13 protein-coding genes and 1 tRNA gene are annotated in these 15408 nt (G+C 61.5%); 8 read left to right on the forward strand and 6 right to left on the reverse strand.

The genetic code is table 11. The features are described 5' to 3' along the window. Positions 1-6: 6 nt before the first annotated feature. From ACL9RI_RS27055 to ACL9RI_RS27065, 3 genes are all read left to right on the forward strand, one after another. Positions 7-82 (forward strand) — tRNA-Glu (locus ACL9RI_RS27055). Between the two features lie 96 nt (positions 83-178). Next, positions 179-1354, forward strand: a complete 1176-nt coding sequence (gene earP, locus ACL9RI_RS27060) for an elongation factor P maturation arginine rhamnosyltransferase EarP (protein ID WP_422729549.1) — start codon at positions 179-181, stop codon at positions 1352-1354. Between the two features lie 136 nt (positions 1355-1490). Further along, positions 1491-2066: an elongation factor P gene (locus ACL9RI_RS27065; RefSeq protein ID WP_183677015.1), complete on the forward strand. Its 576-nt coding sequence runs from the start codon at positions 1491-1493 to the stop codon at positions 2064-2066. An 80-nt stretch (positions 2067-2146) separates the two neighbouring features. On the opposite strand, the gene ACL9RI_RS27070 is transcribed toward ACL9RI_RS27065, so the two are convergent. Then, positions 2147-3115 carry an IS1595 family transposase gene (locus tag ACL9RI_RS27070; RefSeq protein WP_422729550.1) on the reverse strand — a complete coding sequence of 323 codons (969 nt, stop codon included), beginning with the start codon at positions 3113-3115 and terminating at the stop codon, positions 2147-2149. Positions 3116-3307: 192 nt separating this feature from the next. On the opposite strand from ACL9RI_RS27070, the gene ACL9RI_RS27075 reads away from it, so the two are divergent. From ACL9RI_RS27075 to aqpZ, 3 genes are all read left to right on the forward strand, one after another. Beyond that, the gene (locus ACL9RI_RS27075; protein ID WP_422729551.1) at positions 3308-4447 is read left to right on the forward strand and encodes an amidase family protein; all 1140 of its coding nucleotides are present in this window, start codon (positions 3308-3310) and stop codon (positions 4445-4447) included. 40 nt (positions 4448-4487) lie between these two features. Continuing rightward, entirely contained in the window at positions 4488-4898 is a 411-nt protein-coding gene (locus tag ACL9RI_RS27080) for a hypothetical protein (protein ID WP_422729552.1), read from the forward strand. Positions 4899-5169: 271 nt separating this feature from the next. Then, positions 5170-5871, forward strand: coding sequence for an aquaporin Z (gene aqpZ / locus ACL9RI_RS27085; RefSeq protein ID WP_422729593.1), 702 nt, complete (start codon positions 5170-5172; stop codon positions 5869-5871). A gap of 27 nt (positions 5872-5898) precedes the next feature. Here aqpZ and ACL9RI_RS27090 read toward each other — a convergent pair whose 3' ends face one another. Together ACL9RI_RS27090 and ACL9RI_RS27095 are read right to left on the reverse strand one after the other, a co-directional pair. Continuing rightward, positions 5899-7614 (reverse strand): DUF4157 domain-containing protein, encoded by a 1716-nt coding sequence (locus ACL9RI_RS27090; protein WP_422729553.1) that lies wholly within the window; start codon positions 7612-7614, stop codon positions 5899-5901. A gap of 101 nt (positions 7615-7715) precedes the next feature. Next, positions 7716-8540 carry an AraC family transcriptional regulator gene (locus tag ACL9RI_RS27095; protein WP_422729554.1) on the reverse strand — a complete coding sequence of 275 codons (825 nt, stop codon included), beginning with the start codon at positions 8538-8540 and terminating at the stop codon, positions 7716-7718. Positions 8541-8749: 209 nt separating this feature from the next. Between ACL9RI_RS27095 and ACL9RI_RS27100 the strand changes: the two genes are divergently transcribed. After that, positions 8750-9904 (forward strand): MFS transporter, encoded by a 1155-nt coding sequence (locus tag ACL9RI_RS27100; RefSeq protein ID WP_422729594.1) that lies wholly within the window; start codon positions 8750-8752, stop codon positions 9902-9904. 248 nt (positions 9905-10152) lie between these two features. Next, entirely contained in the window at positions 10153-11532 is a 1380-nt protein-coding gene (gene cysS, locus ACL9RI_RS27105) for a cysteine--tRNA ligase (RefSeq protein WP_422729555.1), read from the forward strand. Positions 11533-11625: 93 nt separating this feature from the next. On the opposite strand, the gene dbpA is transcribed toward cysS, so the two are convergent. The 3 genes from dbpA to ACL9RI_RS27120 all read right to left on the reverse strand — a co-directional run bounded on the left by dbpA (position 11626) and on the right by ACL9RI_RS27120 (position 15286). Next, entirely contained in the window at positions 11626-13041 is a 1416-nt protein-coding gene (dbpA, locus tag ACL9RI_RS27110) for an ATP-dependent RNA helicase DbpA (RefSeq protein ID WP_422729556.1), read from the reverse strand. Positions 13042-13159: 118 nt separating this feature from the next. After that, positions 13160-13399, reverse strand: coding sequence for a hypothetical protein (locus ACL9RI_RS27115; protein WP_422729557.1), 240 nt, complete (start codon positions 13397-13399; stop codon positions 13160-13162). 222 nt (positions 13400-13621) lie between these two features. Beyond that, complete coding sequence (locus ACL9RI_RS27120; RefSeq protein ID WP_422729558.1) at positions 13622-15286, reverse strand: acid phosphatase; 1665 nt, start codon at positions 15284-15286, stop codon at positions 13622-13624. Positions 15287-15408 lie beyond the last annotated feature (122 nt).

The following is a 15408-nucleotide window of genomic DNA, read 5'->3' on the forward strand; positions in this document are numbered from 1 at the left end:
TTTTCTGTCCCCATCGTCTAGAGGCCTAGGACATCACCCTTTCACGGTGAGTACAGGGGTTCGAATCCCCTTGGGGACGCCAGACCGGCTGATTCAGCCAACAAAAAAGCCGCCTGGTCACAGTGCGGCTTTTTTGTTATTTGCCGTCTCATAACGCTTATCCTTTGGTACTTCACCCATGTCGCTATCCGTCCAACATCCGCCATCCCTGGCTATCTTTTGCAAAGTCGTCGATAACTACGGCGATATCGGCATTTGCTGGCGTCTGGCGCGGCAGTTGCAGCGCGAGCATGGCGTCGCTGTCACCCTGTGGGTCGATGATTTGGTCAGTTTTCGGCGTATTTGCCCGGAGATCGATGTGGCGCTGGAATCGCAGCAAGCCGCCGGCGTCACCGTGCGCCATTGGTGCGACCAGGACGGCGTGTTTGCGCCGGAAGAGATTGCCGATATCGTCATCGAGTTTTTCGCCTGCGACATTCCGCCCGGCTATATTGCTGCCATGGCCCAGTGCGCGCCGCATCCCGTCTGGCTGAACCTGGAAGGCTTGACGGCGGAAGAGTGGGTGGAGGGCTGCCATACCTTGCCCTCGTCGCGCCACGGGATGCAAAAGCATTTCTTTTTCCCCGGTTTTACAGGCAAGACGGGTGGCTTGCTGCGCGAGGCGGCGCTGGAGCAGCGGCGTGCTGCCTTCCAGGGCGGCCCGGCTGCGGTGTCCGCATTTTTGAGCCAGCTTGGTGTCACGCCAGCGGAAATGGCGGCGGTCAAAGTGTCGCTGTTCTGCTACCCGCACGCACCGGTAGCGGAACTCCTTGCCGCATGGGAAGAGGGTAGCGGGCCCGTCACCTGTTTGGTGCCGGAAGGCGTGGCGTTCGATGCCGTTCAGGCCTTTATCGGCGACGATGCCGCTGCAGGAGCGTCGCGCAAGCGGGGGAATCTGACCTTGCGCGTGCTGCCTTTCGTGCCGCAAGACGATTACGACCGGCTGCTGTGGGCTTGCGATGTGAACTTTGTGCGCGGCGAAGATTCGTTTGTGCGCGCGCAATGGGCGGGCAAGCCATTTATCTGGCATATCTATCCGCAGGATGAAAACCTGCATCACGTCAAGCTGCGCGCTTTCCTGCAGCGTTACGCGGTCGATGCCGATGGGACTATCGATAGCGTAGGCGCGGCCAGTGAACACTGGAATGGCGGGCTGTCGTTTGAACCGGGCTGGGCAGGGCTGTGGCCCGCATTGCAGGCCGATATGCCGAGAATTGCCGCGCGCGCCAGCGCCTGGCAGGTCCAGATGCTGGAGAATGGTGATCTGGCAAGTAATTTGTTGGCCTTTGCACGCTCGGCAAGCAGGACAGAATAGGCGCTTGCCAGAAAATAAGGTAAAATGCCCGGTTATTTTCTAACGTATTTTTAACCGATCAAACGCAAGTCCATGGCGCTGTTGGCGCCCGGACGGCAGATGATCTTCATGCAACCCACTTTTTACGTACACTTCTATGAAACCCGCAAAAGAAATTCGTGTTGGCAACATCATTATGGTCGACAGCAAGCCAATGATCGTGTTGCGTTCTGATGTCAACGGTTCGAGCCGCACGGGCTTCACCTACAAATGGAAGATGAAAAATCTTCTGACGAACAGCCCACTGGAAAACGTTTTCCGTGGCGACGACAAGTTCGACGTCGTGGTTCTGGACAAAAAGCCAGTGACCTACTCGTACTTCGCTGACCCACTGTTCGTGTTCATGGACACCGAATACAACCAGTACGAAATCGAAGAAGAAAACCTGGGCGATGCACTGCATTACCTGAAAGACGGCATGGAATGCGAAGCTGTTTTCTATGATGGCAAAGCGATCTCGGTCGAACTGCCTACCACCATCGCCCGTCAAGTGGTGTACTCTGAACCTGCAGTCAAGGGCAATACGTCGGGCAACGTCCTGAAAGAAGCCAAAATCGAAAACGCCATCGAAGCGCACCGCCACATCGTGCAAGTGCCACTGTTCGTGGCACAAGACGACGTGATCGAAATCGACACCCGCACCAACGAATACAAGCGCGTAGTACGCAACTAATTGTTGATGATGTGCCCCTGTTGCTGTCTTCATTTGGCGACAAGACAAAAAACGCTACCTTAGGGTAGCGTTTTTTTTGGCTATGTCACCGTCAGATGTGGGAACTCTCCCAAAGTTGCCTTCAATAATGTTTCAGCAGACAGGATGCGCCTGGCATCGAGTATCCAGCGCCAGCCCAGGTAGTTGGGCAGATAACGCGTGGCCACGCCATGAAAGATGCGCAGCCATCCCCGCAAGCGGCTGTGATATGCGTTCACGTTCTGCACGTGGACCGCGCCGCGTACGCGGATGCCTGCCCGCAAGTTGACGGCTTGATGGCTGATGCCCGTTTCCCGGGCAAACGCGGCATACGCCGCATGACCATCGGTCACCAGCAAAATATCCTTGTCGATCACGGGCGGCAAGCAATGCAGGAGTTGCTTCTTCGTCAGTTGGCCCTTGCCGGTGACGAAGTCGACGGTTTGCCCGGTGCGGTCGCGCGCCACCAGGATGCAGACCTGTTCGCTGGAAATGCCGCGTTGGCGGGCGTGGCCACCACGCCGGCGTGCCGGACGCAACAAATGCCGCGCCCCTTTCTCCGATTCCAGCAGATACAGCTCATCAGCCTCGGTGATGCCATGCAGGCAGTGCGGCCGGTCGGTTTTCGCCAGCGATAAAAAACGATGGCGCCAGCGAAAGCTGGTATTGCGGTGGATGCCCAGTTGCTGTGCAGCCTTGCGCACTGAATCCGAGTTCAGCAGGCAATCGGCATACTGCAGCCACAAGGCTTTGTGACGCAGATGCGCCAGGGGCGTGCCCGTCAGCGCATTGAATGTCTTGTCGCAAGGAACACAGCGATAACGCTGCAGATCGTTGGCGCGGCCGTGCCGGTGCAGATGCCGTGAGTGGCACGCCGGGCAACATAGCCGCGCCTGGGCCGTGCGTTCGATCAGCGCGACAGCCGCTTGCTCGGGCGGCGTACCGCTCAACATTACTACGCTGTCCAGGCGTTGGCGCCGGGACAGCATAGCGAACTGCATGATGAACGCCTGCCATTGAACCTGTTGCATGGCCATCTCCCTGTTTGGCTGGTCTGATCAGTCAGACCTCAGTTTTGCAGGCAGGTTCCCCTATTTAATGAGGACAGAGCCTTTTTTTTTTGCTTAAAAAATAATTCCTTGTAACAACAATTATGTTGCAAGCGCTGCTATGCTATGGCTTGATCACTGTTGCGCCAAAAACATTGAACTTCCGGAGATAGCATGCAGCGCAGTCAATTTGTTCGAAATGGTACAGCCCGCGGCATCACGCCTGCGCTGTCCGCTTCGCCGACGCGCACCTCCCGTCCCGTGCTGGCGCGCGCCACGGCGCCTGCCAGTCCCATGGCCCATTTGCTCGATGCGGGCGTCTTGCCCCAGCAGCAGATGATGCAGGCAGGAAAGCTGAGCTCCCACGCACTGACCTCGCAGTACCTGGCGCGCATCCGTTCCTTGTGCAGCCTGGGTGCGCGGCAATATCCGGGCATCGCCATTAATCCTGACGCATTGAAAATCGCCCTGGAAATGGACCGCGAGCGCAGCCTGCACAAGGTGCGCGGGCCCTTGCACGGGATTCCCGTCGTGTTGCGCGACGATATCGCGACCGCCGACCGCATGACAACCGATGTACAGGGGACGGCCTTGTACGCCAGTTGCGACGCCTTTATCGTGGCCCGGCTGCGCGCTGCCGGCGCCGTCATCATCGGCAAGAGCAATCTGCGCCAGTGGGCCGCCGTCAGCGTGCCGCAAGCGACTGCCAGCTGGGCTGGCTTGACGATATTGGCTGTCGGCAGTGAAACAGAGGACTCCATCGTGGTGCCGGCGTCGGCGTGCGGCCTGGTGGCCATCAAGCCGACGGGACTGGCCAACGGGCCTGTCGCTTCGAGCGTGCGCGAGGCGGCATGGTTGCTGGAAGCCATTTCTGGCGAGACCAGCTTTTGCTTGCAAGCGGCCGCTTTGCCGTCTTGCCGCATCGGTGTCGTGCGCAGTCTGCTTGGCCGCTGTGCCGAGACCGACGCCGCGATGGAGCACGCCTTGCTGGCTCTGCGTGCATTGGGCGCCGAGTTGCCCGATTCGCCGCCGCTCCCCGCAGCCAGTGATGGCGCGGCCGAACAACTGCTGCAGTCGCAAGGATGGGCTGCGCTGGTCGCGCCCACATGCGAAGATATGCCGCGCCTGCTGCCAGGGTTGCCGCATATCACTGTGCCTGCTGGCGCGGCCGGTGGCGTGCCGGTGGGGCTGTCCTTCATCGGCCCCAGACACGGTGAAGCGCGCCTGCTTGCCATCGCGTATGCATATGAGCAGGCAACCATGCACCGGCGCACGCCATCCCTGCCATCGAGCATTACCGTGGCGCTGCGCTGATGCCGGTATTTTTCTTTTCCTCTAGCCAAGTCCGATACCTATGCTCGCTACCTTGCTGTTAAGTGCGGCCGTGAATGCCGCCCCTATCCCTTTCGATGCCGCGCAGCTCTCCGGCAGTTGGTCCGAAAGCGTCAATACCAGCAGCGTTTGTGAAGAGGCGCGGCATTTTTCGCGCATGCAGTTATCGGATGACCGCCAGCGCCTGGCCATCTTCAACGACCGCACCTGGAAAAGCAGCTTGGGCACGACCAACCGCTTTGCCGCGACGGTGCTGGGGGAAACGGAGCATAGCCTGACCATACGCTATGACAATGAAACCCGCCGCGATCCCAGCGGCAAACTGGTCGAATGGCAATTGGTCATCGTCGCGCCGGGCGTCTACCGCTGGCGCGAAGCAGATTGGCCGGAAGGCAAGGTCAATGGGGTGGTGGGCATCCGCTGCTCGCCTTGAATCGGCGGCCCGGCCATGCATGGAAAATGGCCACAAAGAAATAGTCAACATCGCATCTATTTTTGTTGAGAAATTATTTCTATTTTTCCAGAGTGACTATTATCATAGTTGCATAAAATGATGTTGTATTAATAATCTCCTCATGTCATTATCCGCCAGCTGCGTTTTCCTGCCGCTGGCGGCTTTCCTGTTCCGGCGTCAGGCCGGAGGCGGGGCGGCTCAGCGGCGTTGCCGCAGTACGTCTTCTCGTCCACCTTGGAAGGAAATCATGATGAAACAATACGGGGCTGAATTTCTGGGAACCTTTTGGCTGGTGCTGGGCGGCTGTGGCAGCGCGGTGCTGGCCGCCGCGTTTCCCGGCCTGGGCATCGGTTTTGCCGGCGTGGCGCTGGCGTTTGGCTTGACGGTGCTGACCATGGCGTATGCCATCGGCCATATCTCGGGCTGCCATTTGAATCCCGCCGTGTCGATCGGCTTATGGGCGGGCGGCCGCTTTCCCGCCAAACAACTATTGCCCTATATCGTGGCCCAGGTGCTGGGCGCCATCGTGGCCGGCGGCGTGCTGTACGTGGTGGCCAGCGGCCAGGCCGGTTTCGATGTCAGCAAGGGTTTCGCCTCGAACGGCTACGGCGCCCATTCGCCGGGAGGCTACTCGATGCTGTCGGCGCTGGTGATTGAAATCGTGCTGACCATGTTCTTCCTGATCGTCATCCTGGGCGCCACCGACAAGCGCGCCCCGGCCGGTTTCGCTCCCTTGTCGATCGGCCTGGCGCTGACCCTGATCCATCTGATCAGCATTCCCGTGACGAATACTTCCGTCAACCCGGCCCGCAGCACGGGCGTGGCCTTGTACGTGGGCGACTGGGCCACCAGCCAGCTGTGGTTATTCTGGCTGGCGCCCATTATTGGCGCCTTGCTGGGCGCACTCGCGTATCGTTTGATTGGCGTCGAACAGCACAAAGCCGGCACCTAGGGTGCCCGTCGCGTACGGGCCTCGGGCTTACTCGATGACGAGCTCGCCAAGCCCCAGGTCCGGGTTATCGAAGGCGGCCTGCAATGCGTCTTTGCCGCCCTCGCTCCATACCTTCACATTCCAGCTCCTGCCATTGCTGCCAACGGTGGCATAGCTCTTGACCTCGGCGATGGTATTGAGGGCGGTATCGAGCTTGGACTGGATCGCCAGTTTATGGGTTTTGTTGGGATTCTTGGAATGTTTGTCAATCACCCGCAGCGTGATAAGGTCCTTGCAGTCTTCCGCCACGGCTGGCGCCCCGGTTGTCAGGTTGTAATCGCGCCCTGTGGTGAGGTTGGTCGCGGATCCTGCGCCCCTGGGCACTGCCTCGACGCCTACGCCGCCTACGCCGATCTTGCGCAGCGCATTGCTTTCCAGCTTGGCGCTAACTTGCTTATCGGTAATGCCGAAAGTCTTGTTGAAAGTGGCAGACCAGGTTAGCCACAAGGTGTCGAATGTTACCCACACAACTTTGGCGTCCTCGAGGCGGATGAAAAACTTGCTGCTGTCGGCAAGCGCTCCCTGATGCTGCAGGACGCACCTGAAACGCGCGCCTTCGCCGGCCAGCTTGGTGGTCGAGTCGAAGGCCTGTTCGCTGGAAAGCACGGTGGCGCCCAGGGTGCTGGAGCTGGTCATCAGTCTGGCGTCGGCCAGCGCGTGGTGCCGGTTGCTGTAGCTGGGCGAGACGCCTGCCTGCGTGCCGATCTGGCCGCTGCGGTGGCCACGATTTTCCATCGCGGCAGCGGCGCCATGATCGCGGACCTTGACGACGTAGCCCATGTTAAAGCCGCCGAAATGATAATCGAGTTCCAGCGTCGCCGGGTCGGGCGCAGCGTTGTAAGTGCCACCCAGGCGGATGCGGAATGGGTCGGTCGCAGCCACGGTAGATTTGTCATAATCCGACGTCTTTTTGTTCCACTCTACTGCAGTGTGGCTATGGCCAACCGTTTCGCCTTCCTTGCTCAGCTGCTGCAGCAGCGTGGCGCGGTCAGCAGCCTGCGGCAGTGTCTTGCTGAACAAATGCCCTTTTCGGGTCAAGATATCCGATAGCCAGACATCTTCGCTCGTCATGTCCACATAAGTGGCCCCATCCGGTTGGGCTCTCTTGCGCTGAACGCGATGCGCGCCGCTTGTCGGCTGCAATACGGCTTGTACCGGAGCGCCGTGTGCAGTGAGTGCGCGCTGTCCCATGATGTCGGCTTCGTGCTCCAGGTGCTGCTCGTCGTTCAGCGGCACGCCTTTCGCCTGTGCCGTGGCATGCACGCGGCCCTGCTTTTGTTGAACGACATGCCAGGCCTCATGCGGCAAGTGGGATTCCTGCCCCGGCGCCACGTGAATCTCGTTGCCTTGGGCGTAAGCCAGGGCTTGCAGCTGCGCCGGCCTGCTGGAGTTGTAATGGACGCGGACATCGTCCAGCGCCATGCCGGACAGATTTTCGATGCCACTTTTCAGGCGATCGGGCAAGCCCGTGCGGTTGGCGCCCGGAGCGGGAGCGGCCTGCGCTTGTGCCGGCGGGCCGGACATCATGGCGCCGTGTCTCTTTTGTTGAGTCACTATCGGGCTGTCCGCCATCAATTGCGCGAGCTTGTGCAGGGCGAGCGTGGAGGCGCGCAGATCGGCAAAGGGCGCACCCGCATCGCGGGCCTGGCGGCGCGGTGATGTTAGCTGAGCCGTATCCTGCGGTGCTTGCGTGGCTTGTCTCATGCTGCGATCCTTCACACTGTTGTGTCGGGAGCGGGGAATACGTCACCGCCAAACATGCCTGGTGCAGCATGTGCTGGATTATTTTATAACATATTGCAGTCTTATAAACGCCACTCGCTCAGATAATGCTGCGGCGTGCGCCCCAGGATGCGGCGAAACATGGCGCTGAAGGCGCTGGGGCTGGCGTAGCCCAGCGCGCTGGCGATGGCGCCCACGCTTTCGCCACGGTTCAGGCGGCAAAAGGCGTCGGCCAGGTGCACTTGCTGCAGCCATTGCCGGTAGTGCATGCCGGTTTCCCGGGGGAATAAGCGGATCAGGGTGCGCGCGCTGGCGCCTGCATCGTGGGCCAGTTCTTCGATGCTGCGCCGGTTGCCGGGCGCCGCCATGATGGCCGAGCAGACGGCCAGCAGGCGCCGGTCGCGCGGCCAGGGTATCGAGATCGGCACGGTTTCGGCTGACGCCAGTTCCGACAGGATCAGGTGCGCCAGCCAGTCGCCGCGTCCGCCAAGTTCATATTCCAGCGGCTCGGTCAGCAGCGCCAGGATCAGCTCGCGCAGCAGGGTGCTCACTTCCAGTACCTTGCAATCGGGGCCGAACGCGGCCGCCGCCTGCGCCTCGATATACAGGGTGCGCATGCTCAGGTCGTTGAGCGTATGCAACTCATGCGGCATGCCCACGGGCATCAGCAGGGCGCGCCGCGGCGGCAGGATCCACACGCCGTGCTCGGTAGCGACACGCATCACGCCCTGGGTGGCATACAGCAATTGCGCCCGCACGTGGCTATGCATGGGCGTGTGGGCGCCTGCCGCATATTGCTTGGACATCGCCGCCACGGGGCGCGGCAGGTGCTGGTAATCCTGCGAATTGGTGCTGCGGCTGAAGGGCATGCCATCAGTACCGAACAGGGTGGGGGCGATCGTGTTCATGAGCGGGCGGCGAAGTTGTCACTTGGGCGACGATTATTGGAAGTTATCAATTCAACGCCCATACTATACTGCTTATCTTGCCGGGCCAGTTGTGTGGCCCGATTTCTGCGGATACAACCAAGATGATCACCTCCACTCCCGATAGCCTGACCGCGCCCATGGCGCCGTCCAAGCCGATTTCCACTTCGCAGCACCAGTCCGGCCTGGCCATGCACATCCTGGGCGCTGTTGCCTTCGTGCATATGCTCAATGACCTGGTGCAAGCCATGCTGCCATCGATTTATCCGATGCTGAAAGCCGAGTTTGCCCTGAGCTTTACCCAGGTCGGCCTGATCACGCTCACCTTCCAGTGCACGGCCTCGCTGCTGCAACCGTGGATCGGCCTGTACACGGACCGCCGTCCCTTGCCCTTCCTGCTGCCGATAGGCATGTGCTTTACCCTGGCCGGCGTGCTGATGCTGGCTGTGGTGTCGAGCTTTTCCACGCTCCTGATTGCATCGGGCCTGATCGGCGTGGGCTCCTCGACCTTCCACCCGGAAGCCTCGCGCGTGGCGCGCATGGCCTCGGGCGGCCGCTACGGCTTTGCCCAGTCGCTATTCCAGGTGGGCGGCAACGTGGGCTCGGCGCTGGGGCCGCTGCTGGCGGCCGCCGTCATCGTCGGCCGTGGACAGGGCAACATCGCCTGGTTCAGCCTGATGACCTTGCTGGCGATCGGCGTACTGTACAGCGTCAGCCGCTGGTATAGCAGCCACCTGGCCAATTTCAAGCCGAAAGCGGGCGGCCACGGCGGCCCGAATTTGTCGCGCAACAAAGTGCTGGGTGCACTGGGCGTGCTGGCCTTGCTGGTGTTTTCCAAGTACATCTACATGTCCAGCCTGTCGAGCTACTACACCTTTTACCTGATCGATAAATTCCACCTGTCGATCGGTGCGGCGCAAATGTACCTGTTCCTGTTCCTCGCCTCCGTGGCGGCCGGCACCTTCATGGGTGGCCCGATCGGCGACCGCATCGGCCGCAAGCGCGTGATCTGGATCTCGATCCTGGGCGCGGCGCCCTTTACCTTGCTGCTGCCGTATGTGGACCTGTTCTGGACGGCCGTGCTGACGGTGATCATCGGCTTCGTGATCTCGTCCGCGTTTTCCGCCATCGTCGTCTTCGCCCAGGAACTGGTGCCGGGCAAGGTGGGCATGATCGCCGGGATCTTCTTTGGCCTGATGTTTGGCGTGTCCGGCATCGCCGCCGCCGCCATCGGCCACCTGGCCGACATCTCCGGCATCGGCTATGTGTACAAACTGTGCTCCTATCTGCCGCTGCTGGGTATTTTGACGGTGCTGCTGCCGCATATCGAGCAAACGAAGAAGTAATCAAACCGCGCCAATGGGCTTGACGGCCCGTTGGCGCGCATGCGATAGTTAATCATGCTTATCGATATCCTCCATCCAGTCACTGCTTCCGGCGCTTCTGCAGCGTTGTGTCCGTGCGCCTGGCCCTGTGAGGATGCGGCCGCGCGCTGCTAAGTTTTTTTCCTCATTTCGATGGCCACAGTGTTGAAAAACCTGTGGCCATTTTCTTTTGCCGCATCGTTTTTCTCTGATCACCCTGAAAGGCCCGCATGACCCTTCATCTGTACGATACGTATGAGCGCAGCCTGCGTCCGTTTGAGCCGATACAAGCCGGAATGGCGGGCCTGTATGCCTGCGGCCCCACCGTCTACGATTACGCCCACATCGGCAACCTGCGCACCTACTTGTTTGTCGATGGCTTGCGCCGCGTGCTCGAATTTAATGGCTTGCAGGTGCGCCACGTGATGAATATCACGGACGTGGGCCACCTGACGTCCGATGCGGACAGCGGCGACGACAAGGTCGAAGCAAAGAGCGCCCGCAGCGGCAAGTCGGCCTGGGACATCGCCGCCGAATTCACTGCAGCCTTTGAAAGCGATCTGCGCCAGCTCAATATCCTGCCGCCCACCGTCTGGTGCCGCGCCACCGGCCATATCGCGGAACAGATCGCCTTTATCCGCGACCTGGAGGGCAAGGGCTATACCTACCGCACGGCAGACGGCATCTATTTCGACACCACCCGCCAGGACAGTTACGGCCGGCTGGCGCGCCTGAACCGCGACGGCCTGCAGGCGGGAAAACGGGTGGACCTGGGCGACAAGCGCGACATCTGCGACTTCGCGCTATGGAAGTTCAGCGGCCTGCCGGGCCAGCGGCAAATGGAGTGGGACAGCCCCTGGGGCCTGGGTTTTCCCGGCTGGCATATCGAATGCTCGGCCATGGCGGAAAAGCATCTGGGTGCGTATTTCGATATCCATTGCGGCGGCGAAGACCACGTGGCCGTCCACCACAGCAACGAGATCGCGCAAACGGAGGCGCGCCACGGCACGCGGCTGGCCAACTTCTGGCTGCACGGGGCTTTCCTGAAAACGCAGGACGCGAAGATGTCGAAATCGTCGGGCGACTTCCTGCGCCTGCAAAGCCTGGTCGGGCAGGGCGTCGATCCGCTGGCTTACCGCTACCTGTGCCTGGGCGCCCACTACCGCAGCAGCCTCAATTTCAGCGACCAGGCCTTGCTGGCGGCGGCCAGCGGTCTGGCGCGCCTGCGCGCCAGCGTGCATGGATTGGGCGAGGCAGGCGATGAGCCCGACGCGGCCTGGCTGGCCAGGTTTGCAGCGCAGATCAATGACGACCTGAATTTCCCGCGCGCGCTGGCCGTGGCCTGGGAACTGCTGAAAAGCGCGCTGCCCGACGGCGTAAAAAAGGCCACCATGCTGCGCTTTGATACGGCGCTGGGGCTGGATTTGCTGAATTGGCAGCCACTAGCCGTGGCAGTGCCGCAGCAAGTGCTGGCCTGGATGGAAGAGCGGGCGATTGCCCGTGCGCAGCGCCGCTGGTCCGATGCGGATGGCTTGCGTGCGCAGGCGCGCGAGGCGGGTTACGAAATCGAGGATACGCCGCAGGGGCAGCAAGCGCGTCCCATATCGTAAATCCAGGGTCAGTTCCCCTCCAGCATGTAGCGCTGATATTCATCGCGCTACCTGCCGCGGGGCCTGACCCCAGCTCTTGCTTTTGGGTTGTGCTTAAGCCTCGATAAACCGCATCTTGAAGCTGCGGCCCTTGATATTGCCAAAGTCGCGGCCCAGCGGGTTGCCCTTGTTCAGGCGGCGGAAGGCGGCGTCGGCCACCGTGCGGTCGATGGCCACGTAGGTCATGAATTCGAACACGTTGATCTTGCCCACCTGGTCCTTGGTCAGGCCGGCGTCGCCTGTCAGCGCGCCCAGCAGGTCGCCGGGACGCAGCTTGTCCTTTTTGCCGCCCATGATGCACAGGGTCAGCATCGGCGCCGGCAAGGCGGCGGCGCCGTCGTCTTCGGCGATTTCCTTGAGGTCGTGCCATTCCACGGCGCTGTTCTGGTATTGCTCGATCAGCTTGACCCATTTTTTCTCGTTCGGTGCGCACAGCGACAGGGCCAGGCCCTTCTTGCTGCCACGGCCAGTGCGGCCGATGCGGTGGATATGCACTTCCGTGTCTTTCGAGACGTCGACGTTGATCACGGCGCCCAGGTCCGAGATATCGAGGCCGCGCGCGGCCACGTCGGTGGCCACCAGCACGGAGCAGCTGCGGTTGGCGAACAGCACCAGGATTTCATCGCGCTCGCGCTGTTCCAGCTCGCCGTACAGGGCCAGCGCGGAAAAGCCTTGCTGGCGCAATTCCTCGGCCAGTTCGCGGCAGTGCACCTTGGTATTGCAGAAGGCCAGCGTCGATTCCGGCTTGAAGTGTTTCAGCAGCTTGCCGACGGCGGCATTGCGCTCGTCGAAGCCGATTTCATAGAAACGCTGCTCGATCTTTTCATTGTCGTGCTGCGCTTCGACCGTCACTTCCAGCGGGTTGACCAGGAAGGACGCGGTGGCGCGGCGGATGTCTTCCGGGTAGGTGGCCGAAAACAGCAGGGTCTGGCGGCGCGCCGGGCAGGCGCTTACGATGCCGGCGATTTCCTCGTAAAAGCCCATGTCCGTCATGCGGTCCGCTTCATCGAGCACCAGCGTCTGCACGTGGTTCAGGTTAATCGTGCCACGGCCGATATGGTCGCGCAGACGGCCTGGCGTGCCGACCACGATGTGCGCGCCGTGTTCCAGCGACGCGATTTGCGGACGCATCGGCGCGCCGCCCGTGAGGGTCAGGATCTTGATATTGCCGGCCGCGCGCGCCAGGCGGCGCAACTCATTGGCCACCTGGTCGGCCAGTTCGCGCGTCGGGCACAGCACCAGGCCCTGCACGGCAAACCAGGCCGGATTGAGCTTGTGCAGGATGCCGATGCCGAAGGCAGCCGTCTTGCCGCTGCCGGTCTTGGCTTGCGCGATCAGGTCGCGGCCATCGAGCACCGCCGGCAGGCTTTGCGCCTGGATGGTGGTCATCTCGTGGTAGCCGAGCGAATCCAGGTTGGCCAAGAAGGCAGGTGTCAGCGGCAGGCTGGAAAAAGCGGTGGTGTTGGTCATAAGAGCGCGGGTCCGGTCGAGTGGATGGGCACAGTCTACAGGCGTTCTACGCCCTTGTGCGGATGGTGGTGTGGAAGCTGGCGGCAAACGGCCGCCGGCATGGACTGATATTATTTGCTTACTTTTCAGGCGCCCAGATGGGCAGGCCGGTCAGATCGAGGCCGGCGTCGCGCGTCCAGACGGGCAAGCCGGTGGCGTCGGTCGGTTCCAGCAGTTCGAGCTGCACCTGCTTCAGCGCCACCTTGCGCGTGCGCACCCGGCGCTTCGGCTCGGGTTCTTGCTCAGGCATGACCGGCGCCGGTGGCGGCGGGCCGAAACCGGGCAAGTCGATGGTGGCGTTGTCTTTTTTATCTCTCATTTCTGACCTCTGGTCCCCGGCTGGTGTCGACCGGGGAGCGGGCAGAAATCTGTCCGCTATGTACTGGTGAATATGCTGCAATTCTGGTCCACAAAACAAAAGCCCGGCTACTGGAGTCGGGCTCATTGTGAATGTCATCGGCAGGAAAAGCGACCTGCGGATTAAAGTGCGGCACGCAGTGTATCACAGGCGTGCCGCATTGTGGGAAGCTAAACGCCTGACTTAACGGAAGCTCAGTGCGCCGGTCAGGTCGCCAGGCGGCAGTGCGCCGCGCGCCGCGAACGCTTCGTTGCGCACTTTCAGGCCTTCCAGCAGCGGCAAGTCGTGCAGGCGCGTGATCAGGCGCAGGATCGATGTCGTGTCGTAGAAGCTGTGGTCGACCGCGCCTTTTTTCGCATACGGCGAAACGACGATAGCGGGGATGCGCGTGCCCGGGCCCCAGCGATCACCTTTTGGCGGCGCCACGTGATCCCACCAGCCACCGTTTTCATCGAAGGTGATCACGATGATCATGTCTTTCCACTGCGGCGATTCCTTCAGGTGCTGGATGATATTGGCCACGTGCTGGTCGCCCGACTCGATGTCCGAGTAGCCGGCATGCAGGTTCAGGTTACCCTGCGGCTTGTAGAAGGTCACGGCCGGCAGCTTGCCCGCGACGGCAGCGGCGAGGAATTTGTTCGAGATCGGGCTGTCGCCGGTGCCGCCATCGCGCAGGTGTTCCGCGCGCGCTGCGGTGCCGGGCGCAAACTGCTTGAAGTAGTTCAGCGGCTGGTGGTGGAACTGGAAGTTCGGCTTGTTGCCGCCGCCCTTGTGGTCGAGCGCTGCTTGCCAGCCGCCGCCGTACCACGCCCAGCTGACGCCTTTGCGCGACAGCAGGTCGCCGATGGTGTCATAGGTTTGCGGCGGCAGGGTATTGCCATCGGCCGGGTCGGCGTGCAGCGGGTCGCCATCGTAGGCCGGGCGGACATAGCTGGGCTGGTAGGGCGGGGCCATGGTATTGACGGCATAGCCGTCCGGCGTCAGGGCGCCGTCGTTGACGTATTTCGGCTTGCCTTCCAGCGCCGATTTCGGCGAGTTTTCGGCGATCGCCAGGCGCACGCCTTGCGGGCCGTCGGACAGCACCGAGAGTTTTTTCTTGGCCGCCGTCTCATGCGCGTTAAAGTATTCGTTCGGCCGGCCCGTGACGAGGAACTGGTGGTTCATGTACGAGCCGCCGAAGGCCGCCATGAAGAAGTTGTCGCACAGGGTGTACTGTTCGGCGATCTGCCACATGTTCAGGTTTTTCGACGTTTCGCCGTAGTGGCCCATGACCAGGCCGCCGCTGTCGGCCCAGGCGGCGAACTGGTTGTTCTTGCCGCCGTTGATCTGCATCTGGTTGTTGTAGAAACGGTGCACCAGGTCGCGCGTGATGATGCTCTCTGGCAGGGGCTTGCCGGCAGCATCGCTCAATTTGTAGGGGGCGTTCGGCAAGCCCTGGATCTGGTCTTCCTTGATCAGGTAATCGATGCCGCCGATATTTTGCTGGTCGGGCACCAGGCCGCCCCAGATTTTCGGCAAGGTGGCCAGCGGCGTGCCGTCGCGGTCCAGCTGCTGCGCCTGTTCTGCCGTGACGGCCGACAGCGGTGCGCTGGTACCGGGGAAGTTGGCGAACAGATTATTGAAGCTGCGGTTTTCCAGGTAGATCACCACCACGTTCTTGACGTGGGCTTTCAGCTTTTCATCGAGCGAGCCCTTGACCACGGTTTTCTTGGCGGGCGCGGCGTCGGCCAGCGCCGGCAGGCTGGCGGCCAGGCCGACTGCGGAAGCAGCCTGGAAAATGCGCCGGCGCGAGGGGTTGGCTGGTTGATCGGCCGTATCGGCTGGCAGGGCGGGGGCGAGGTCCTTCACACATTCTCCTTGGGTGTCTCTATCGGCGCGGACGGCACGCCGCCCGTTTGGCGGAAGTGTATCACCAGCCTCCCTTGATGTGAACTCATGCCAAATACCTAAGGCAGCCCCCCGCCTGATCC

The organism is Janthinobacterium sp. Mn2066, assembly GCF_049319705.1.
GTDB lineage: Bacteria > Pseudomonadota > Gammaproteobacteria > Burkholderiales > Burkholderiaceae_D > Janthinobacterium.